This is a genomic window from Thioalkalivibrio sp. ALE22 (assembly GCF_000381445.1).
Taxonomy (GTDB): domain Bacteria; phylum Pseudomonadota; class Gammaproteobacteria; order Ectothiorhodospirales; family Ectothiorhodospiraceae; genus Thioalkalivibrio.
In genome coordinates, this window is sequence record NZ_KB906505.1 from 98,091 (window position 1) to 118,149 (window position 20,059).

At 67.8% G+C, this 20,059-nt stretch carries 19 protein-coding genes and 1 pseudogene; 2 read left to right on the forward strand and 18 right to left on the reverse strand.

What is annotated here, in order from left to right; genetic code table 11:
• Positions 1-3 precede the first annotated feature (3 nt).
• The 4 genes from F793_RS0108500 to F793_RS0108520 form a co-directional block, all read right to left on the reverse strand.
• Entirely contained in the window at positions 4-306 is a 303-nt protein-coding gene (locus F793_RS0108500) for a DUF3817 domain-containing protein (RefSeq protein ID WP_018882316.1), read from the reverse strand.
• Between the two features lie 87 nt (positions 307-393).
• Complete coding sequence (locus F793_RS0108505) at positions 394-672, reverse strand: hypothetical protein (RefSeq protein ID WP_018882317.1); 279 nt, start codon at positions 670-672, stop codon at positions 394-396.
• A 111-nt stretch (positions 673-783) separates the two neighbouring features.
• A complete protein-coding gene (locus F793_RS0108510) occupies positions 784-2,418 on the reverse strand; it encodes a methyl-accepting chemotaxis protein (protein ID WP_018882318.1) in 1,635 nt (544 codons plus the stop codon).
• 311 nt (positions 2,419-2,729) lie between these two features.
• Positions 2,730-3,356, reverse strand: a complete 627-nt coding sequence (locus tag F793_RS0108520) for a hypothetical protein (protein ID WP_018882320.1) — start codon at positions 3,354-3,356, stop codon at positions 2,730-2,732.
• 275 nt (positions 3,357-3,631) lie between these two features.
• Between F793_RS0108520 and F793_RS0108525 the strand changes: the two genes are divergently transcribed.
• Entirely contained in the window at positions 3,632-4,054 is a 423-nt protein-coding gene (locus tag F793_RS0108525) for a rhodanese-like domain-containing protein (protein WP_018866527.1), read from the forward strand.
• Positions 4,055-4,188: 134 nt separating this feature from the next.
• Here the strand turns inward: F793_RS0108525 and F793_RS0108530 are convergent, their stop codons facing one another.
• The 3 genes and pseudogenes from F793_RS0108530 to F793_RS0108540 all read right to left on the reverse strand — a co-directional run.
• A complete protein-coding gene (locus F793_RS0108530) occupies positions 4,189-4,668 on the reverse strand; it encodes a cupin domain-containing protein (protein ID WP_018882321.1) in 480 nt (159 codons plus the stop codon).
• A 406-nt stretch (positions 4,669-5,074) separates the two neighbouring features.
• Positions 5,075-6,154: an SEL1-like repeat protein gene (locus tag F793_RS0108535; protein WP_019592802.1), complete on the reverse strand. Its 1,080-nt coding sequence runs from the start codon at positions 6,152-6,154 to the stop codon at positions 5,075-5,077.
• 316 nt (positions 6,155-6,470) lie between these two features.
• Positions 6,471-6,710: pseudogene (locus tag F793_RS0108540) on the reverse strand (HigA family addiction module antitoxin); the annotation flags it as partial.
• A gap of 420 nt (positions 6,711-7,130) precedes the next feature.
• Between F793_RS0108540 and F793_RS0108545 the strand changes: the two are divergent.
• Positions 7,131-8,186, forward strand: a complete 1,056-nt coding sequence (locus F793_RS0108545; protein ID WP_018882324.1) for a GlxA family transcriptional regulator — start codon at positions 7,131-7,133, stop codon at positions 8,184-8,186.
• 51 nt (positions 8,187-8,237) lie between these two features.
• On the opposite strand, the gene F793_RS0108550 is transcribed toward F793_RS0108545, so the two are convergent.
• The 11 genes from F793_RS0108550 to F793_RS0108595 all read right to left on the reverse strand — a co-directional run bounded on the left by F793_RS0108550 (position 8,238) and on the right by F793_RS0108595 (position 19,972).
• Positions 8,238-9,317: a tetratricopeptide repeat protein gene (locus F793_RS0108550; protein WP_019592803.1), complete on the reverse strand. Its 1,080-nt coding sequence runs from the start codon at positions 9,315-9,317 to the stop codon at positions 8,238-8,240.
• A 256-nt stretch (positions 9,318-9,573) separates the two neighbouring features.
• Entirely contained in the window at positions 9,574-10,245 is a 672-nt protein-coding gene (locus F793_RS13755; protein WP_155985242.1) for an HNH endonuclease signature motif containing protein, read from the reverse strand.
• A 980-nt stretch (positions 10,246-11,225) separates the two neighbouring features.
• Positions 11,226-11,543, reverse strand: a complete 318-nt coding sequence (locus F793_RS0108555) for a HigA family addiction module antitoxin (protein ID WP_018880798.1) — start codon at positions 11,541-11,543, stop codon at positions 11,226-11,228.
• Positions 11,543-11,821, reverse strand: coding sequence for a type II toxin-antitoxin system RelE/ParE family toxin (locus F793_RS0108560; protein ID WP_018880799.1), 279 nt, complete (start codon positions 11,819-11,821; stop codon positions 11,543-11,545). The genes F793_RS0108555 and F793_RS0108560 overlap by 1 nt, the downstream gene beginning before the upstream one ends.
• 83 nt (positions 11,822-11,904) lie before the next feature.
• A complete protein-coding gene (gene modC / locus F793_RS0108565; RefSeq protein WP_026280865.1) occupies positions 11,905-13,011 on the reverse strand; it encodes a molybdenum ABC transporter ATP-binding protein in 1,107 nt (368 codons plus the stop codon).
• Positions 13,008-13,700, reverse strand: coding sequence for a molybdate ABC transporter permease subunit (modB, locus tag F793_RS0108570; protein ID WP_018174002.1), 693 nt, complete (start codon positions 13,698-13,700; stop codon positions 13,008-13,010). The genes modC and modB overlap by 4 nt, the downstream gene beginning before the upstream one ends.
• 6 nt (positions 13,701-13,706) lie before the next feature.
• Positions 13,707-14,507: a molybdate ABC transporter substrate-binding protein gene (gene modA / locus F793_RS0108575; RefSeq protein ID WP_018882327.1), complete on the reverse strand. Its 801-nt coding sequence runs from the start codon at positions 14,505-14,507 to the stop codon at positions 13,707-13,709.
• A 195-nt stretch (positions 14,508-14,702) separates the two neighbouring features.
• Positions 14,703-15,089 carry a winged helix-turn-helix domain-containing protein gene (locus tag F793_RS0108580; RefSeq protein ID WP_018882328.1) on the reverse strand — a complete coding sequence of 129 codons (387 nt, stop codon included), beginning with the start codon at positions 15,087-15,089 and terminating at the stop codon, positions 14,703-14,705.
• Between the two features lie 186 nt (positions 15,090-15,275).
• A complete protein-coding gene (gene acs / locus F793_RS0108585; RefSeq protein WP_018882329.1) occupies positions 15,276-17,234 on the reverse strand; it encodes an acetate--CoA ligase in 1,959 nt (652 codons plus the stop codon).
• Between the two features lie 112 nt (positions 17,235-17,346).
• The gene (locus tag F793_RS0108590; protein ID WP_026279221.1) at positions 17,347-17,958 is read right to left on the reverse strand and encodes a 3'-5' exonuclease; all 612 of its coding nucleotides are present in this window, start codon (positions 17,956-17,958) and stop codon (positions 17,347-17,349) included.
• Between the two features lie 163 nt (positions 17,959-18,121).
• The gene (locus F793_RS0108595) at positions 18,122-19,972 is read right to left on the reverse strand and encodes a putative nucleotidyltransferase substrate binding domain-containing protein (RefSeq protein WP_018882331.1); all 1,851 of its coding nucleotides are present in this window, start codon (positions 19,970-19,972) and stop codon (positions 18,122-18,124) included.
• Positions 19,973-20,059: the final 87 nt, after the last annotated feature.

The following is a 20,059-nucleotide window of genomic DNA, read 5'->3' on the forward strand; positions in this document are numbered from 1 at the left end:
GTGTCAGGCCGTCTCGGCGTTTCCGGTGGCGGCGGTTTCGCGGCGGATCAGGTAGTCCACGTAGAGGAAGCCGAAGGGCACCACGCCGAGGAACAGCACCAGCAGCCATTTCCACACCGGCCAGCCGGTCAGGTGGCTGGCCATCACCGACGCCGCGCCGTAGACGATGAACAGGATGCCGTGGACCCAGCCAGCATAGGTCACGGCCAGGGGCATGTCCGCGTAGGTGCGCAGCGGCATCGCGATAAACAGCAGGGTAATGAGCGACAACCCCTCGAGGACGCTGATCAGGCGGAAGAATTTCATGGGCGGGACCGGTGGATCGGGAAACGTGGCGGAGGGTAGCACGAAGCGCGACGGGCGCCACGAAATGGACCCGGCAGTGTGGTCGGGTTAATTCTTGCGCTGGTTGCGCGCGGATTGTGCGTAGTCCCTGGCCCGGGCGCGGATATCCTCGAAGAACAGCGCCTCCCAGCGGGTGTTGCGTTCGTCCGGGGATAGCGAGCCGTCGGCCTGCTCGTCTTTCAGGCGGGCATCGGCCGCCGCCTCCGCGTCGTCCAGGATCTGGCGAAAGACCTCCCTGGCAGCGGCCGCCCTGGGGTCGACCCCGTTGCGCTTGAGCACATCGGCCAGCAGCGTGCCGCCTTTTTTCCATTTCGACCAGAGTCTCATGCGACCTCCCGGGAAAACGCCGCACGACTATACCGCCGCGGTCGTTGTGCCCGGAAGCCGGGTCCGGTGGCCGCCGTGGCGCGGGCCGCGCCTGGGTCGCCTGCGTGGGGATCAGGCGATGCGGTAGGCGGAGGCCAGGTCGCGTACGCGCGAGGCGATGTCCGCGACCTCCTGGCTGGCGGTCGCGGTCTGGCGCGAGCCATTGGCGGTGTCGCCGGTGATGTCGTTGATCGCGTAGATGTTGCGGTTGATCTCCTCGGCCACGGCGTTCTGTTCTTCCGCGGCGCTGGCGATCTGCGTGGTCATGTCGCTGATCCGGCCGATGGCCTGGACGATGGATTCCAGTGCCTGGCCGGCGCGCTCGGCATCGTTGCTGGTGGCCTCCGCCATCTCGCGTCCGCGACCCATGGCGGTGACCGCGTTGCGGGTGCCCGCCTGCAGCGCCTCGATCATCGCCTGGATGTCGGCGGTGGAGTCCTGGGTGCGCGAGGCGAGGGTGCGGACCTCGTCGGCGACCACCGCAAAGCCGCGGCCCTGTTCGCCCGCGCGGGCGGCCTCGATCGCCGCGTTCAGGGCCAGCAGGTTGGTCTGCTCCGCGATCCCGCGGATCACGTCCAGCACCGAGCCGATCTGCTGACCTTTCTCGTCCAGGTTGCGCACGGTTTCTTCGATGGTGGCGACCTCGCCGGACAGGCGGCCGATGTCGCTGACGACGGTACGCACGACCTCGCCGCCCGCACGGGACTCCTGGTCGGCTTCCTGGCTGGAGGAGGCGGCATCGGAGGCGTTGCGCGCAACCTCCTGGACCGTCGCCGCCATCTCGTTCATCGCGGTCGAGACCTGCTCGGTCTGCGAACGCTGCTGGTCGATGTTGCCGTCCGTCTGCGCGCTGACCGCGGACAGCTGCTCGGCGGCCGAGGCCATCTGGTCGGTCAGGGTGCGCAGCTCGCGGATGGAGTCCTGGAACTGGTCGAGCATGCTGTTCAGGGCGGTCGCGGTCGCACCGATCTCGTCGTTCGCGCCGACATTCACCCGGCGCGACAGGTCATGGTCGCCAGCAATCCCCTCCAGCGTCTCGCGCATGTGCGCGATCGGGAGCGCCACCGACCGATAGGTCCACACCCCGGTAATCACGACCCCGATCAGGACCACCAGCATCAGGGCGCCGCTGCGCACCAGCACCTGGGTATAGAACTCCGATACCCGTTCGGCCTCCGCGCCGGCGACGTCGATCTGCAGGTCGACCAGCTCGGTGATCTGGTCGCTGATCGGGTCGATGCTGTCGTACAGCGGGCCGTTGAAGGCGTCGAGTTCGCCCTGCACATTGCCCGACATCCCGCCCAGCGCCGCCTCCAGGCGGTCCAGGTCCGCGTTGGCCGCGCGGAACAGCGCGCGGGCGCCATCGGCGAGTTCCTGTTCCCGGGGCGTCAGCGTCGTGGCCAGGTAGGCCTCCCAGATTGTGGCGATCTCCGTGCGCGCCTCGCGTACGTCGGCCAGGGCCTCTTCCGCGGTCATGCGCCCGGCATCGGCCTTGTTCACGGCATCGATGACCAGCACCGCGTAGTTGTCCGCGATGGTCTTCAACTGCTGCAGGGGCACGACCCGGTCGTGGTAGATGTTCTGCACGCCTTCTTCGATATTGGCCGTGCCGCGGGCCGCCAGGGCGGCCAGCAGCAGGAGCGCGGCCACGGGTACCACGATGGTGATGACCAGCTTGGATCGAACGGACAGCGAGCGGAGGTTCATGGGCGGGTCCTTGTATGGCCTGGAAGGGGTAAGCCCGAGGTACCGGGCCGGGAAATGCCGATCCATGCAGGCGTCCGTGCCCCGGTATTCCGGGTGCTGGCGTCGTGCGCGGACGGCTGCGGTGTTACCGGCAGGCGCCGCGCCTTGTTCGCGCGCATGGCAGCGGGCGCCACCGGCGGCGGCATTACCCTGATGACAGATTAAACGGCCCCGCGCGCCAAACCTTGAGCCACATCAACCGCGCCGAGGGTCGCCCAAGGTGGCGGGTCGCCGGTCGGGCCGGTACCCGCGGTCCTGGCCCGGGCGCCGTCTCATTCCGGGTCGCGGTCGCGTCTCGACGCCAGTGTCTCGCGGATCCGCCGTAGGTCGCGCACGTACTCCAGCATGGCCATTATGGCGTCGGCGAACAGGTAGGCCCCGAACACGATCATTCCGGCCGCAAACAGCCCGGCCAGCGGCCACAGGAGGGCTGCAAGCACGGCCAGTGCCCAGCCGATTGCTTCCACCTGTTCCGCTTCAAGCCCGAACGCGGCAACGGCCGCGCCCGCGAAGGGTTCTGCGGCCGTCAGGGAGATCACCGACAGGGCCACCGCGAACAGGACCACGCCGGTTGCCAGCAATTCGCCCGCCAGCCGCATGCAGACGACAACGCAGGTGATGGCGGGATAGTCCCGGGTATCCAATGCTCCCAGTGCCCGGGCGCGGCGCCACAACAACGCGACCCAGGCGACTACGGCCATCCCGAACAGGATCTGCAGCAGGATCAGGGAGACGAGCGGCCACGGGAGCTCCGGTGTCTCCTGCGCCAGCATCCAGAAGGCCAGCGAGGCCAGCAGTCCGCCGAGGCCCGTCAGGGCGGCGATGCCGCGAAGCGCCCAGCCGGCCAGCCGCTGCAGGGGAAGCGTGCCTTCGGCTCCACCGGTCGTCTCGTCGGTCAAGGGGGCCTCCATGGGGGACGATTGCCCTTGCGATAGTGCCCGAAAATCGCTTCGAGCAGGCGAGAGACCGGTGATTCGGCCGGCGCGTACAACCACGGGGCCCAATGCATGCGGCATGGACTGGTGTGTGGAGGCGCTGCAGGGCCAGCGCGCGTGCGCGTCGGGCTTCGGGCCTTTTGCAATCATGCGGTGTTTCGCGAAATCTATCGGAACCAGGGGCGCCTGCTGAAGCGAACCCCGTGCGCCCTCACAACCCCGACGCAAAAGGAGCCTGCATGGTGAACGAGACGGACGATCCAAAGCTGGAGATCAGCGTCAACGCGGCCCGCGAGCTGGTGGATATTGGTCTGGCGGTGCTGCTGGATATCCGTCAGCCCTTCGAGCTGGAACTGGAGGGCGAGGTGGAAGGGGCGGTCCCGGTGCCCCTGTTCCGCCTGAAGCAGCTACTGGGTCGGGGCCTGTCGGAGGAAGAGCAGGAGCTGCTGGACGCGGACGAGCCGGATGATCGCGACTTCCAGCACTTCATCTCCCTGATTAACCGGCATCACGTCACCCAGGACCAGATCCTGCTGTGCCTGTGCAACAGCGGCCGGCGCAGCCTGCGCGCCGCCGAACTGCTGCGGGACCTGGGGTATACCCGCTGCCTTTCGGTTCGCGAAGGCTTTCGCGAGTGGCCCCGCGACGCCGCTACCGAATAAGGCGCGTACTCGCCTCCCTGCCTCGTTGCTGGCAATGCGCCGGCTCTCGGCGCATTGCGCAAAGGCTTGTCGTTCTGCCCGCCCGTTGGAACGAGCCCGGGGCGTCAAGCCCGGATGGCAGGGATCGGCTGGCCTCAGTGACCGTGTGTCTCGTGCGCGTCCACCGGTTCTTCGAACGCGATGAACAGGATGCAGTCCTCGTCCGAGATGCAGTGGGTGGTATGCGCCAGTCGCGCAGGGCCATAGGCGTAGGTCCCGGGCCGAAGCACTACCGGTTCCTGATCGTCATAGTCCACCTGCATCTCGCCCTGGACCAGCACCATGCGCTCGGCGCTGGTGTGCCAGTGATGGGGCGCGGTGCTGTTGCCGGGCAGCAGGAAGAACACATCGGCGTTGGGCTCGGCCGGGTCGCCCTGGAGGACGGCCAGGCGGCAGTCGTCGGGCATGAAGGCCGGGCAGGGGTTCCATTCGAGATCGGGGGCGTCCGGCGCCCAGATAAAGGCCTGGCCTTCGTCGGCCGCCAGGCTCGCCAATGGGGCGGCCAGGGCGAGCGCGGCGGCAGCCGTGGCCAGGTGGCGAAGCGCTCCCGTGGGGCGGATCGAGTGGTCGTACATGAGGCACCTCCTGGGGTCCATGGCTTGGCCGGCCGCGGGCCGTGCGTAGCCTTTTCTCTGTCATGGGCCCCGCCAATGGGATGCGTGCGCGCGGCCTTTATCCAGGATTCTGGCTTGGCCCGGTCGGGGTGGCTTCCACAATCTTGCGGCGGGGGAGCGGATGTTGCGGTTACCGGGTCGCGCTGCGTCGGCCGAGGGTGACGGTCGCCTTCGCGGGCCGGCTCCGTCATCGCGAGGCGTGCAACGCCATGGCGATCGCTGACGGGATGGCCGGGCGCTGATCGAGGCGGACGTCCGGGGCTGCGTTTGGAGATGGCCACGGCCCCTGTGGGGCCTCGCCATGACGGGGCCGGGAGCGAGCTGGCTGGCCTCTGCTTACTGCGCTTAGGCTGCCCGCGCTGGCGGACTAGCGCGAGGTCTCGGCCTTGCGCGCCTCGGCCTCGCTGCGTTGCTCCGGGGTGAGCTGCTGGTGGACGTAGTCGCGGGCCTCCGCGGCCGGCTTGTGGCCCTGATCGGCGGCGCGCGCGAACCAGACCCAGGCGCCGGGTAGATCGGCCTCCACGCCACGGCCCTCGGCGAGCACGATGCCCATGTTGTACTGCGCCGGGGCCAGCCCCTGGCGCGCCGAGGCCAGGTACCAGGAGGCCGCGGCCGACTCGTCCTGAGTCACTCCAAGCCCCCGTTCGAGGAGGACACCCAGGTTCGCCTGGGCCTGGGGATGGCCGGCTTCGGCCGCGGCGCGATACCAGTGGGCCGCCGCCGTCAGGTCTTCCTGTGTGCCGTTGCCGTCGCGGCAGAGGTTGCCCAGGCGGGCGGCGGCGTCCGGGTCTCCGGCTTCGGCGGCTTGCCGATACCAGTGGGCGGCCCCGGTCATGTCCGTCGCCACGCCGTCGCCTTGTTCCAGGGCCAGGGCGAGGTTGAAGGCCGCGTCGCGGTGTCCCGCCTCGGCGGCCCGGGCGTAGTACTCGGCTGCCGCAGCCCGGTCGCGCGCGCACCCGCTGCCTTGCTGATGCGCGACGCCGAGACTGTTCAGGGCGTCGGGGTCGCCGTGCTCCGCGGCGCGTTGCCACCACTGGACGGCTTCGGTGGCGGCGGCCTCGTCGCCCGCGTTCTGCAGCAGCACGGCCAGATTGTTCTGCGCCACGACGTGACCCGCCTCGGCCGCGTGGCCATACCAGTGTCGGGCGGCCTCGGTATCGGCCGGGTCCGCCTTCTCCGCCATCACACCCAAGTTAAAGCTGGCATCGCTCAGCCCCTGCGCCGCGGCCTGTTCCCAGTACCCGCGCGCACGCTCGGTATCGGCCTCAAGGCCCAGACCGTCGGCATACAGAATCCCCATGCCCAACTGGGCCCAGGCGGAGCCCGCCTCGGCGCTGGCCGACCAGAGCTCCCCGGCGGTCCGATAGTCGCCCCGTTCGAACGCCGCAAAGCCCTCCTGATCGGCTTGGCTCGGCCCTTCGGGCGGTTCTTGGTCTGGGGAGTTCATGGCGGTGGTTCTCGCTGGCATTGTTTGCTGAGCGCCCGAGCATACAGTCTGGGCATCCGGCCGCAAGCAACCCCGGGCCCTGACCGCCACGTTGCGGAACGGAAACGATGGGTCTCCTCGTCTTCGTCGCCCCTCTGAGGTTTCATCACGACGGAGAAGCAAACACCGTCATCGCGAGGCGCGTAGCGCCGTGGCGATCTCTGTGGATGTCCTTGGCGCTGATCGAGGCGGACGTCTGGGGTCGCGTTCGGAGATGGCCACGGCCCCGGCGGGGCCTCGCCATAACGCGGCAGGGAACGTGGGTGTCCTAGTTGTCTGCACACCAGAGGTCGTGCAGGTCCTGCATCGCCAGCCAGCTTTCCGGCGAGCGGCCGAGCGTTTTGGACAGACGCAGCGCCATCTCGGGACTGACCCCGCTACGACCCTGCAGGACGCGCCCCAGGGTGGACGGCGAGACATCGAGCTTGCTGGCAAGCTGGCGGGCACTCAGCCCAAACAGTTCCAGATAGATCTCGCGAATGAACTCGCCCGGGTGCGGAGGGTTGTGCATGGTCATCAGCGATAATCCTCGAAGCCTAAGGCAGTCGTCATAACCGGAAACGCACCGAAGGGGTCACACCGAAGGGGTCAAGTCTTGCCTTATGCCCCTGTCGTGGTACGGAGGCAAAAGGCAAGGTCTGACCCCTTCTGCCCCTCGTGTCGTGGTACGGAGGCAAAAGGCAAGGTCTGACCCCTTCTGCCCCTCGGGCGCCGAGTTCGTTTCCGGGAAGGTCCGCAGAAAGGGCAAAAGGCAAGGTCTGACCCCTTCTGTTCAGGCCGTTCATCGTGTTTTGAGTGTTCATGGCTGTTCTCCGCTTGAGAAGGGACCATTGCGCGCCATCGGATGGTGACGCAGCTTTAGGCTATAACCGGGGAATCGACCGCATAAGCGGCAGACGAGCCAGAAGCGTGGCGTTCGTGCCACCGGAGGATGCAGATGAGCCGCTCGGACATGCCTGTCGAGGTGCTGATCGTTGCCGTCCCCGAAACCGCAGGTTCCGCGCTGTACGGCATGGTGGACGTGCTGTCGGCCGCCGGGAATCTCTGGCAACGCCTTCGCCATGAGCCCGTCAGCCAGGCCGGGTTTCGGGTGCGCATCGTCGCCCGCGAACGCAAGCCGTTTCTGTGCGGAAACGACATTCCGGTGCAGCCGCATTGCGCGATCAGCGACCAGCCGGAGGCCTCCATCGTCATCCTGCCCGAGCTGTGGTTGGGCCCGGATGAATCCTTCCATGGTCGGTACCCGGAACTGATGCGCTGGGTTCGGGATTGTTACGAGGGCGGGAAATCCATCTACTCGGCCTGCTCCGGCACCATCATGCTGGCCGAAACGGGCCTCTTGTCCGGGTGTGCCGCCACCTCGCACTGGGGCTATCAGGACTTGTTCCGGCGCGACTATCCGGAAGTGCGATTCCTGCCCGAGCCCAATCTGGTCCTGGCGGAGCCGTCGGGGCGGATCGTCAGCGCGGGGGGTACCACGTCCTGGCACGATCTGGCCCTGCACATCATCGCGCGCCATCTGGGCCCGGTGGAGGCCATCCGCATTGCCAAGGTGTATCTGCTCAAGTGGCACGATGAAGGGCAGGGGCCTTATACCCCGCTGGTGCTGAAATCCGACCATACCGACGCCCGAATGCGGCAGTGCGAGGACTGGCTGGGCCAGCATTTTGCCGAGCACTCGGCGATCCGCTTGCTCACCGAGGAATCTGGCCTGGCCGAACGCACCCTGAAGCGGCGTTTCAAGCAGGCCACCGGCGTATCCCTGGTGCATTACCTGCAGAACCTGCGCATCGAAAGGGCCAAACACCTGCTCGAGACTACGACGATGTCCATCGAGGAGATCAGCTTCGCCGTCGGATACGAGGACGTATCTTTTTGTCGGGAGCTGTTCCGGCGGCTGACGGGTACCACGCCGGGGCGTTATCGCAGGCTCTTCTTTGCCGGCGCGGACTTGAGTACCAGGCAGGTCCGTCCGGACAAGGCCGCGAGCTGAAGACTGGATAGTGTCAAGGTGGGTACCCCCTTCACGGGCCGACCGGGGCGACTAGCGGGAGGTCTCGGCCTTGCGCGCCTCGGCGTCGCGGCGTTGCTCCGGGGTGAGCTGCTGGTGGACGTAGTCGCGGGCCTCCGCGGCCGGCTTGTGGCCCTGATCGGCGGCGCGCGCGAACCAGACCCAGGCGCCGGGCAGGTCGGCCTCCACGCCACGGCCCTCGGCGAGCACGATGCCCATGTTGTACTGCGCCGGCGCCAGCCCCTGCCGCGCCGAGGCCAGGTACCAGGCGGCCGCGGCCGACTCGTCCTGAGTCACCCCAAGCCCCCGTTCCAGGAGGACACCCAGGTTCGCCTGAGCCTGGGGATGGCCGGCTTCGGCTGCGGCGCGATACCAGTGGGCCGCCGCCGTCAGGTCTTCCTGCGTGCCGTTGCCGTCGCGGCAGAGGTTCCCCAGGCGGGCAGCGGCGTCCGGGTCCCCGGCCTCGGCGGCTTGCCGATACCAGTGGGCGGCCCCGGTCATGTCCGTCGCCACGCCGTCGCCCTGTTCCAGGGCCAGGGCGAGGTTGAAGGCCGCGTCGCGGTGTCCCGCCTCGGCGGCCCGGGCGTAGTACTCGGCTGCCGCAGCCCGGTCGCGCGCGCATCCGCTGCCTTGCTGATGCGCGACGCCGAGACTGTTCAGGGCGTCGGTGTCGCCGTGCTCCGCGGCGCGTTTCCACCACTGGACGGCCTCGGTGGCGGCGGCCTCGTCGCCCGCGTTCTGCAGCAGCACGGCCAGATTGTTCTGCGCCACGACGTGACCCGCCTCGGCCGCGTGCCCGTACCAGAGTCGGGCGGCCTCGGTATCGGCGGGGTCGGCCTTCTCCGCCATCACCCCCAGGTTAAAGCTGGCATCGCTCAGTCCCTGCGCCGCGGCCTGCTCCCAGTATCCGCGCGCACGCTCGGCATCGGCCTCCAGGCCCAGGCCGTCGGCATACAGAATCCCCATACCCAACTGGGCCCAGGCCGAGCCGGCCTCGGCACTGGCCGCCCAGAGCTCCCCGGCGGTCCGATAGTCGCCCCGTTCGAACGCGGCAAAGCCGTCCTGATCGGCTTGGCTCGGCCCTTCGGGCGGTTCGTGGTCTGGGGAGTTCATGGCGGTGGTTCTCGCTGGCAGTGTTTGCGGAGCGCCCGAGCATACAGTCTGGGCATCCGTCCGCAAGCAACCCCGGGCCCTGACCGCCACGTTGCGGAACGGAAACGATGGGTCTCCTCGTCTTCGTCGCCCCTGTGAGGTTGCATCACGACGGAGAAGCAAACACCGTCGATGGATAAGAAAGTGGGTGTCCTCTCCTTCCCTCGCCGTGATGGGGGTTGAGGTCCGACCCCGAAACGGGGACATTTCTTGGATTTCACTCTTTCATGAGCCGGCCGACCTTCGAATAAATAAGAACCCTGAGCGCATCGCGATTGGCTCCGTAGTGGAACTCCCGGTGACAGTTCGGACAGACGGCGATTGCATTCCTAGCGGTATCGCTGCCGCCATCGGAAAGACGCTTTACATGATGGACCTCAAGGAACGGATCGCCATTGTCTTTGAAGAATGGACTTGGGTTCCCGCACATTTCACAGTTTCCATCTGCAGCGTCTAGAACGTAGCGGACAACACGTGCGTCGCGAACAAATGTATCGACCGTTGTGGTATTCCGATCAGGATTTCTTTGCCCAATTGGTATCGCTGTGTTGGACGGGAGATCGCGAACCGTTTTCTCTAACTCTTCGCGCGTTTTGCAAAGTAATGGGCCCCGCTCCTCAGGCGGGTTGGTAGGCTCGATGAGTTCCCAAACACCATGTCCAGATTGGGTTGGGCGTTTAATTCTTCCGTCATCTACCAAATCTTTCTTTGCCCACCGAACTTCCTTATTAAATAAGCTTTCGTTACCATTTGTAGTTAGTTCAAGGTCTTTCTGCGACAAGTCAAATTGTTCAGAAAGCTGGCCATAGACCTCGATTGAGGGCATCGGGCCAGATCGTGCTAGCAATTCCAGCAGCGCGATCTTTATCTGTTTACGCGAAGGGATCACACGGAATCCTCATGAAACTAACAGTGGTCAGAGAGGGTGGAGGAACGTAGGTCTCCTGTCTTCACCCCCGCCGTGTACCAGTACCACAATGACGGCTAGGCGGCAGTCGAAGGCTTCGCTGACGTGAGTCCGCTCGGCCATCCTTCAAGCTGGCGCCGCCGCGAGGCGAACACAACCGCGCCTGGTACGCCGCCATTTCCCAAGACATCTGGCGCTTGGCCCCTGGCACCCTCCCAACCTTTCCGCCCGCCCCTGCGGGCATGGAGTTCGTTTGCGGGCAGGCATGTAGAAAGTGAGTGTCCTATCCTTCGCGCGCGCTACGTGCAGCGCATCCGTCACGCACCTAAGGGGTCAGGCCTTGCCTTTTGCCCCTGTCGTGGCAGCACGCACCTAAGGGGTCAGGCCTTGCCTTTTGCCCCTGTCGTGGCAGGGAGGCAAAAGGCAAGGTCTGACCCCTGTGCCCCACAGACCCCTGTGCCCCACAGCGCAGTTCCCGGGATGACGACCGACTTGGAACAGCGCAAGCCCAACACAGGATGCGCCTCCTCCATCGAAGCAGCGCCGAACCCATCTCCGACGCGGGCGAGGGCGTCGCGAGAAGAAAGTGGGTGTCCTCATGCCGCTCATCCTCATGCCGCTCAGGCCGCGTCAATAACGCTTGCAACTCCCGATAAGGCGATGCCCACCAAAACAAGGGTTAGGCCAATCTGTGCAGCTCGTAGCCAGCCGTCAACGATCGTTACGTGTGTAACTGGCTTCCCGTTCGCATACGTATTTAGGCTTGGAGAAATCTTTATTCCTCGGAATGAGAAGAGAGCCAAAACCAATGTCCCTATGATTTGCAGAATGGCGGAGAGGCCGACGAGGTAGACCATATGGTCTTTCACGAAGATAGATGGATCGAACATGTTAAAAGGCCTTTCGAATCCTTGTCCTAGCGAGGTGTGACCCGGTGATGCCCACCGACTGTGCAATGCCGCCTACGCCGTTGGTTGGCCCTTGTCGGGTTGATCTTCGAACCGCATCTGCTGGACGGCATCCAGCTTCACGTTCCTGCGTGCACACCAGAGGTCGTGCTGGTCCTGCATCGCCAGCCAGCTTTCCGGCGAACGGCCGAGCGTTTTGGACAGACGCAGCGCCATCTCGGGACTGACCCCGCTACGACCCTGCAGGACGCGCCCCAGGGTGGAAGGCGAGACATCGAGTTTGCTGGCTAGCTGGCGGGCACTCAGCCCGAACGGTTCCAGATAGACCTCGCGAATGAACTCGCCGGGGTGCGGAGGGTTGTGCATGTTCATCAGTGGTAATCCTCGTAGTCCAAGACGTGGACATTGCCGTCACGGAACTCAAAGGTCATGCGCCAGTTGCCGCTGACCCGGATGGTCCAGCGTCCTTGCGCCGAGCCCTTGAGTGGGTGCAAGTGGAAGCCGGGGATATCCACGTCCTCGATTGAGGAAGCGGTATCGAGGGTCGCCAACTGCATCCTCAGCCGCTTCGCGTGCCGAGGCTGTATCCCGGTGACGCTTCCCGATTCGTAGAAACGGCGCAGTCCCTTGTGCCGAAACGACTTGATCATTTGTCAAGTGTAGCGCATTGCGCGACGCTCGACATTCTGTTTGCCGATATCGGATGGCCCGGCACGCAGGGCACCCGCTGTGATCAGTCGAGAAAGGCGACGGACTTGACGAGCGCGTGGGCGCGGGTGCCGGGCTGGAGGGTGAGGCGTTCGGTGGAGAGGCGGGTGAGTTCGGCCATCAGGGTCTGGCCGTCGTCCTGGCGGCAGGTGGCCAGGATGCGGGCGGGGCCGTGGTGCCCGGGCGCCTCATCCAGCGACTCGATGGTCACGGGGATGATGTTGAGGATGGAGACGTCCTGGGGCGGGGTCAGCGCGATGGAGACGTCACGGGCGTCGATGCGCAGTCGGGCCGGGCGGCCGGCGCCGTTGGTGGCGCCCGGTGTGGATGGTACGCGGTAGCGGGCCTCGGGCGGGCCGAAGGGGTGGAGGCCGTGGGCGTCGGCCGGGCCCAGTTCGCCTTGCAGGACGGAGACGGCGCCTTCGTCGCGGAACAGGGGGGAGTCGGCGCGGGCGAGGGCTTCGCGCAGGGGTTCCAGGCGTTCGAGTTGGCCGTCGTGCATGAAGGCGACGCGGGTGGCGAGGCGTTCGACCTCGTCCGGGGTGTGGGTGACGAGCAGGCTGGGGATGCCGGTCTCCTCGGCCAGGCGTGCGAGGAAGGGCATGATCTCGCGCTTGGTCTGGGTGTCCAGGGCGTTCAGGGGCTCGTCGAGCAGTAGCAGGTCGGGGCTGGTGAGCAGGGCGCGGCCGAGGGCGACGCGCTGGCGCTGGCCGCCGGAGAGCTGGTCGGCGCGGCGCTCCAGCAGGTCGTCGATGCCGAGCAGGCGGGTGACCTCGTCCAGGTGCAGGCGACGCAACGGCTCCGGTGTGCGCTTGTAGCCGTAGAGCAGGTTGCCGCGCACGGACAGGTGCGGGAGCAGGGTGGACTCCTGGAACACGAGGCCGACGCGGCGGCGGTGCAGCGGGACGAAGGTCTTGCCGGACTGCCAGGCGGTATCGCGAAAGTGCACCTCGCCGCCGGGCGGGTGTTCCAGCCCGGCGATGATGCGCAGCAGCGTGGTCTTGCCGCAGCCGGAGCGGCCGAACAGGGCGGTGACGCCCTCCAGCGGGAAGGCGGTGTCCACGTCCAGTGCGAAGCCGGAGCGTTCCATCCGGGCCTTTATGCGCAGCGTGTCGGGCTCGGGCCGGGTCACAGGCGCACCGTGTCGAAGCGGCGGTTGATCGCGTAGACGATGAACAGTACGGCGAAGGCGAAGATCAGCAGGCCGAAGGAGAGGCGGTGGGCGGAGTCGAAGTCCATCGCCTCGGCGTGGTCGTAGATCAGGATGGACAGCACCTGGGTCTCGCCGGGGATCGCGCCGCCCAGCATCAGGATCACGCCGAACTCGCCTAGGGTGTGGGCGAAGGCGAGTGTGGCGGCGACGATGAAGCCGCCGCGGGTCATCGGCAGGATCACGGTGACGAAGCGGTCGATGCGCCCGGCGCCCAGCGAGCCGGCGATCTCCACCGGGCGGCGGCCGAGGTTGGCGAAGGCCTGCTGCAGCGGCTGCACCGCGAACGGCAGGGAGTAGATTACCGAGCCGATGAGGATGCCCTGGAAGGTGAAGGCCAGGTGGTTCAGGCCCCAGCTCTCCAGCGTGCTGCCGACTGGCCCGGCCGGGCCGAGCAGCACCAGCAGGTAGAAGCCGAGCACGGTGGGCGGCAGCACCAGCGGCAGGGCGACGAGGGCCTGCACCGCGGTGCGTACGCCGGGGGAGCCGCGGCCGTTGGCCAGCCACCAGGCGATGGGCGTGGCGATCACCAGCAGGATCAGCGTGGTGTAGAGCGCGAGCTTGAGGGTGACCTCGATCGCCATCCAGTCCGTTGGGCTCAGGTCGAACATGGGCGCTTACGGGGCGGCCTTGGTGGCTTCGGCGGAGCGGTTTTCGGCGAGGTCGTCGCCGGGCATCACGAAGCCGTAGCGACGCATGATCTCGCGGGCGGTGTCGGCGTTCATGTAGTCCGCGAAGCGGTGCGCGGTCTCGTTGTGTTCTCCGCGCCGAGTGATGATGAAGCCCTGAGTCAGGGGTTCGTGCAGCGCGTCGTCGATCAGGTGGTGCGGGTGCTCGGCCAGATCGGGAAACTCGGCCAGCGACAGCGCGATGATGCCGATGTCCGCGCCGCCTGCCTGCACCATGCGCGCGGTCTGGGCGATGTTGTCGCCGTTGACGATCTTGGGCTGCAGCGCGTCCCAGACGCCGGCGGACTGCAGCGCCTCCTTCGCGCGCACGCCGTAGGGGGCGTGGGTGGGCGAGGCGATGGCGACGCGGCGGATATCGTCGCGCGTCAGGTCTTCCAGCGTCATCGTGGAGGCATCCATGCGGTTGCTCCACAGCACGATGCGGCCGATGGCGTAGACCTCCGGTTCGGTGACCGCGTGACCCTCGGCGCGCAGCTTCTGCGGGTAGGCGATGTCGGCGGAGAAGAACACGTCGTACGGCGCACCGTTCATGATCTGCGTGGTCATGCGCCCGGAGGAGCCGTAGGTGACGCGTACCGCGTCGTCCGGGTGCGCCTCGCGGTAGGCGTCCAGGATCTCGTCCAGGGCAAAGCGCAGGTCCGAGGCGGCGGCGATGGTCAGCGGGCCGTTGGCGGCGGCCAGGCCGGGCAGCAGGAGGAGCAGGGTCAGGAGGAGGGCGCGCAGGTGCATGTTGGGGAGGGTTCCCTGTGGGTGCGGGTTGCGGTTGGCTCGGGTGGTTCCGTTGGGCGACTGCTTCGTCGCGTGGCTCCTCGCAGTGACGGGCTTTATGTCAGGATGGGTACGCGGTTCGTTATATTTCAGTTTGCATATCGAGTGGCGCAATGATGCGGGGCCGGGGGAGGGCCGTCAAGGCTCGGGCTTTGGTTACGGCTTGTGGTCTTCGGCGAGGAAGTCGGCGAAGGAGTGCAGTTCGTCTCGCAGGGCCTCGCAGGCCTGGCGTTCCATGTCGCGGTAGCGCGCCAGGACCGTCTCGCCGAATTCGGTGACCTGTGCGCCCCCGCCGCCGGAGCCACCCTTGGCAGTGGTGATCACCGGTTCGCGGAAGCTCTGGTTCATGGTCTCGACCAGGTCCCAGGCGCGGCGGTAGGACATGCCCACACTGCGCGCGGCCGCGGAGATCGATCCCTTGTCGCGGATCGCCTCTAGCAGCATGGCCTTGCCCGGGCCCATCGCGGTGACCTCGCCCAGTAGTACGCGCAGGCGCGGGGCCTGGGACGGGTCCTTGGAGTTGCCGGAGTGGTGGGTGCTCATGCGTTGGGCGGCCTGGGGTTTGCGTGCAGGGGGTGCGGAGACAGGGGTGTGGTTACGAAATGATACCCCGGAATGGTTGGAGGCCAGCCCTCTGGCCGATGGGGGCCGATCCGGCGTCCTATCGGCCAGGGGGCTGGCCTCCTACGGGGGTATTGAGGGCCGGGGTGCGATACCCCGGCCTCCGGTTCAGGCCTTGCCCTGGAGCTGCGGGATCACGGCCTCGTTCTCCAGCGTGGAGGTGTCGGAGGTGATCTCCTCGCCCTTGGCGATGGAGCGCAGCAGGCGGCGCATGATCTTGCCTGAGCGGGTCTTGGGCAGGCCGTCGGCGAAGCGGATGTCGTCCGGCTTGGCGATCGGGCCGATCTGGTCGGCCACCCAGTTGCGCAGTTCCTTGATCATCGCGTCGGCCTCGTCGCCGGTCAGGCGGTCGCCCTGCAGGATCACGAAGGCGACGATGGCCTCGCCCTTCACGTCGTGCGGGCGGCCGACCACGGCGGCCTCGGCCACCGCCTTGTGCGCGACCAGGGCGGATTCGACCTCCATGGTGCCCATGCGGTGGCCGGAGACGTTCAGCACGTCGTCGATGCGGCCCATGATCCAGAAGTTGCCTTCGGCGTCACGCCGGGCGGAGTCGCCCGCCAGGTAATACTTGCCACCGAACTTGGGCCAGTAGGTGTCCTTGTAGCGCTGGTCGTCGCCCCAGACGGTGCGCAGCATGTGCGGCCAGGGCTTCTTGATGACCAGGTAGCCGCCCTGGTCCGCGCCCAGGCTGTTGCCCTGCTCGTCGACCACGTCGGCGGCCACGCCGGGGAGGGGGCGCGTGCAGGAGCCGGGGACCAGCGTGGTCGCGCCGGGGATCGGGGCGATCATGTTGGCGCCGGTCTCGGTCTGCCACCAGGTGTCGACGATGGGGCAGCGCTCCTGGCCGACGGTGGTGTAGTACCACATCCAGGCCTCGGGGTTGATCGGCTCGCCGACCGTGCCCAGCAGGCGCAGTTTGGACAGGTCGTACTGTTTGGGGAGGTCCGGGCCGGCCTTCATCAGCGCGCGGATCGCGGTGGGGGCGGTGTAGAACACGGTCACGCCGTGGTCCTGGCACATCTTCCACCAGCGCCCGGCGTCCGGAACGGTCGGCGTGCCTTCGTAGACGACCTGGGTGGCGCCCACGGCGAGCGGGCCATAGGCGACGTAGGTGTGGCCGGTGATCCAGCCGACATCCGCGGTGCACCAGTAGACGTCGTCGCCCTGCAGGTCGAACACCCACTGGTTGGTGACGATCGCGCCCAGCAGGTAGCCGGCGCTGGAGTGCTGGATGCCCTTGGGCTTGCCGGTGGAGCCGGAGGTGTAGAGCAGGAACAGCGGATGCTCGGATTCCACCCACTCGGGCTCGCAGTCGACGGATTCGCCGTCCACCGCGTCCTCCCACCAGACGTCGCGGCCTTCGTGCATGGTCACGTCGTTGCCGGCGCGCTTGCAGACCACGACCTTCTCGACATCGCCCGGGTTGGAGTCGAGCGCCTTGTCGACGTTGGCCTTGAGCCCCACGACCTTGCCGCCGCGCTCGCCGCCGTCGGCAGTGATCACGACCTTGGCGCCGGAATCCACCACGCGGTCACGCAGCGCGTCCGCGGAGAAGCCGCCGAACACCACCGAGTGGATCGCGCCGATGCGGGCGCAGGCCTGCATGGCGATCACGGCCTCGGCGTTCATCGGCATGTAGATGATGACGCGGTCGCCCTTCTCCACGCCCATGCCCTTGAGGGCATTGGCCAGCTTGCCGACCTCGTTGTAGAGATCGCGGTAGGTCAGGTGGCGGGTGTCGCCGTTCTCCGCCTCGAAGATCAGGGCGGTCTTGTTGCCGCGCACCTCGAGATGGCGGTCGATGCAGTTGTAGGAGACGTTCATGCGTCCGTCGGCGAACCACTGGTAGTGCGGCGCGTTGGACTCGTCCAGGCCCTGGGTGAACTCAGTCTGCCAGTCGATCTGCTCGCGCGCGAGATCGCACCAGAAGCCCTCGTAGTCGGCCTCGGCCTTCTGGTGCAGGGCCTCCAGGTCGGCCGGCTTCAGGCGGGCGTTTGCGGTGAACTCCGCCGGCGGCGCGAAGTGGCGCGTCTCGGTGAGGGTGGACTCGATGTTGTCACTCATCAGGGCCTCCAGATCGATTTCTTGTTTGGGGGCGGGAGTGGCCTGGGGCCAGCCCCGTCAGGGTTTCCATGGTGGGTGCGAGGATAGCATGCGAACCGGGTGCTGGCGGCGCCTACCAGAGCCATGCGGGGCGGAACAGCACGCGCCCGAGCGGCAGCTTGCCGTCCGGCGATTGCCGGCTCAGCAGGGCGGCGAACAGTTCGCCCGCGGCGATGGCGTCGAACAGCGCGTCGTGCGCGCGGTAGGCCGGCAGGTTGTAGCGCGCGCGCAGGGTGTGCAGGCGCAGCCCGTGCGCGGGGATCGGCTGGCCCGCGCGGCGCAGGGCCGTCTCCGCCAGGCGCAGGGTGTCCACGATCGCCAGTGGCGGGCGCACGCCGTACAGCCGCTGGCAGGCCTGTTCCAGAAAGCCGATCTCCAGCGCCGCGTGATGCGCCACCATGACGCGTCCGGCGAGAGCCTCGAACAGGGCATCCAGCGCCGCGTCCAGCGGGACACCTTCGGCGGCGCGCTGATCGGTGATGCGGTGGATTACCGCGCTGGCCTCCGGCACCGGGCCCTCGGCGCGCACCAGGCGCTGGTCCGCGGTGGCCAGGTCGATGCGGGCGCCGTCCATCGCCACCCAGCCGATGCTGAGGATGCGGTCGTGCTCCGGATCCAGCCCGGTGGTCTCCAGGTCGACCGCGAGGAAGCGGCTGGCCGCGACGGCCTGGCCGGCGCGCGGCAGGGGGGTCTCCAAGGACGTACGCAGCGGGCCCGGCGGGGCCCGGCGCGCGGCGCGCCGGCGGGCCCGGCAGAAACGCCAGTGCCCGGGCGGTCGGCGCCAGTCGGGATGGTTGAGCGGGCAGACCATCAGCGGACCGGGGGTGCGCCGGGCAAGGTCCAGCGGCTCATCCGTGGACCCGTTCGGCATTCGCGAGCGCCGTCTTGCGGGCGTCGCTGACCAGGCGGAAGGCCGTCTTCAGGTGGCTGCGCTCCAGCGTGGACAGCTCGGCCGGGTCCAGCGCGTTGTCCGGGGGCTGGCCGTTGCGGATCTGGTGCGCCTGGTGGCGGGCGCGCAGCTCGGCGATGTAGCGCCAGGCATCGATCAGGTTGTCGGCCGTAGTGTCGCTGATCACACCGGCGCGGGCGGCGGCGCGCAGGCGCTCCACGGTGCTGCGCGCCCCGCTGCCGGCATGCAGGGCGAAGACCCGTGCCATGGCCACGATCGGGAGCAGGCCGCGCATCTTCAGGTCCAGGGTGTCCGCGTGCTCGCCGCTGTCCTCCAGCACGAACTGCCGGAAGAAGCCCAGCGGCGTGGGAAGGTCACGGGCCTGATCGGCCAGGACGCTCAGCAGGGCCTCGTGGCGCGCCCCGGTTTCCAGGGCCTGCTGGCGCAGGGGCTCGAACAGCGTGGCGTCCCCGTGGATCACGCGCATGTCGAGATAGTGGGTGGCCAGCATCGCATCGCGCGCGGCGGGGTGATGCAGCACGCGTTCCATCTCGCGGGCCCAGTCGGCGGCGGGGCGGCGCCAGTCCGGGTGGGTGGGGTCGACATCGCCGGGGCAGGCGCGGATGCCGCAGGCATCGAGGCCGGCGGTGACCTGGCGGGCCAGCGCCTCGAACCAGGCGCCAGCGCCCTCCGGCGCGTCGTCGGCCAGGATGAGCGCGGTGTCCTGGTCGGTGAACACGGTCTGTTCGTGGCGGCCCTGGCTGCCGCTGGCCAGCCAGGCATATGCGCAGGGGGGGGATCCCCGGTCACGCTCGCAGAGCTCGATCAGGCGCTGGGTCAGGGTGTCGATCACGGTGGTGATGGTCTGCGTGAGCTGCACGGCATCCGCGCCGGAGTCCACCAGCTGGGCCTGCAGCCGGGGCAGGGCCTGCATCACGGCCTTCAGGCCGTCGAGATCGTCGGCTCGGCGCAGGTCGCGCACCAGGTAGACGGCGCTGGTGCCCTGGTGGCGGATCAGGTCGGTGCTGGAGAGCATGCCGGCCAGGGCCCCGTCCGCTTCGTGGACGACCGGGAGATGGTGGATGTCGTGGCGGGCCATGCGCAGCAGGGCCTCGAAGGCAGGCGTGTCGCGCTGGACGGTGGTCAGCGGGCCGGCCATCGACTCGGCCACGGGTTGCCCGGGATCGATGCCCTTGGCGATGGCGCGCCGCAGGTCGGTGTCGGTCAGGATGCCTTCGGGGGCGCCCGGCCGGTCCGGGGCGTGCAGCAGCAGGGCGGAGACATCGGCGCGGTCCATCAGGCGCGCGGCCTCGCGCAGGCTCAGGGTGCTCGGTGCCAGCACCGGGTTCGGCGTCATCAGCGCGCGGACTGGCGTGGTCAGCAGCCGGTTGTCGTCCCCGTGGCCGTGGGGCGCCCCCCCGGCGGCCAGCGGGCGCGGCGCGTCGTCGGCGAGGAACTGGGCGATGGCGCCGTCGCGGGCGGCCAGTTGCCGGGCGCGTTCCAGGGGCAGGTGGTAGACCAGGGCATCCTCGGTCACGGGGCCGAGCGGGGTCTGCGGTGACGCGGCGATATGCACCAGATCGCCTTCGCCCAGGCGGTCCAGCAGGGTGTCCCGGGCGTCGCGGATCTCCAGGGTGCCGGTGCGCACGATCCACAGGCCGGGCTCGGCGTCCGGTGGGAAGCGGCTGCCCTCGCGCAGGTAGCGCAGGGTGAGCTGACGCACGATCGCGTCCCGGCTGGCCGCCGGCAAGGGGGCCAGATCCGGGCAGCGGTCGAGAAACTCGCGGATCTCTTCGAGTTCGCCGTTCATGCGCGGGTCCGTGTGGCGATATACCCGGGGAGACACCGGGTCGTGGATACGTCGGGGTTCAGGGCGTGGGGCAACCGGCAATCGACC

Bases quoted from the DNA above. Each gene is read 5' to 3' on its own strand.
- F793_RS0108500 (WP_018882316.1), bottom strand. From the start codon at position 306: ATGAAATTCTTCCGCCTGATCAGCGTCCTCGAGGGGTTGTCGCTCATT.
- F793_RS0108505 (WP_018882317.1), bottom strand. From the start codon at position 672: ATGAGACTCTGGTCGAAATGGAAAAAAGGCGGCACGCTGCTGGCCGAT.
- F793_RS0108510 (WP_018882318.1), bottom strand. From the start codon at position 2,418: ATGAACCTCCGCTCGCTGTCCGTTCGATCCAAGCTGGTCATCACCATC.
- F793_RS0108525 (WP_018866527.1), top strand. From the start codon at position 3,632: ATGGTGAACGAGACGGACGATCCAAAGCTGGAGATCAGCGTCAACGCG.
- F793_RS0108530 (WP_018882321.1), bottom strand. From the start codon at position 4,668: ATGTACGACCACTCGATCCGCCCCACGGGAGCGCTTCGCCACCTGGCC.
- F793_RS0108535 (WP_019592802.1), bottom strand. From the start codon at position 6,154: ATGAACTCCCCAGACCAAGAACCGCCCGAAGGGCCGAGCCAAGCCGAT.
- F793_RS0108545 (WP_018882324.1), top strand. From the start codon at position 7,131: ATGAGCCGCTCGGACATGCCTGTCGAGGTGCTGATCGTTGCCGTCCCC.
- F793_RS0108550 (WP_019592803.1), bottom strand. From the start codon at position 9,317: ATGAACTCCCCAGACCACGAACCGCCCGAAGGGCCGAGCCAAGCCGAT.
- F793_RS0108555 (WP_018880798.1), bottom strand. From the start codon at position 11,543: ATGAACATGCACAACCCTCCGCACCCCGGCGAGTTCATTCGCGAGGTC.
- F793_RS0108560 (WP_018880799.1), bottom strand. From the start codon at position 11,821: ATGATCAAGTCGTTTCGGCACAAGGGACTGCGCCGTTTCTACGAATCG.
- modB (WP_018174002.1), bottom strand. From the start codon at position 13,700: ATGTTCGACCTGAGCCCAACGGACTGGATGGCGATCGAGGTCACCCTC.
- modA (WP_018882327.1), bottom strand. From the start codon at position 14,507: ATGCACCTGCGCGCCCTCCTCCTGACCCTGCTCCTCCTGCTGCCCGGC.
- F793_RS0108580 (WP_018882328.1), bottom strand. From the start codon at position 15,089: ATGAGCACCCACCACTCCGGCAACTCCAAGGACCCGTCCCAGGCCCCG.
- acs (WP_018882329.1), bottom strand. From the start codon at position 17,234: ATGAGTGACAACATCGAGTCCACCCTCACCGAGACGCGCCACTTCGCG.
- F793_RS0108595 (WP_018882331.1), bottom strand. From the start codon at position 19,972: ATGAACGGCGAACTCGAAGAGATCCGCGAGTTTCTCGACCGCTGCCCG.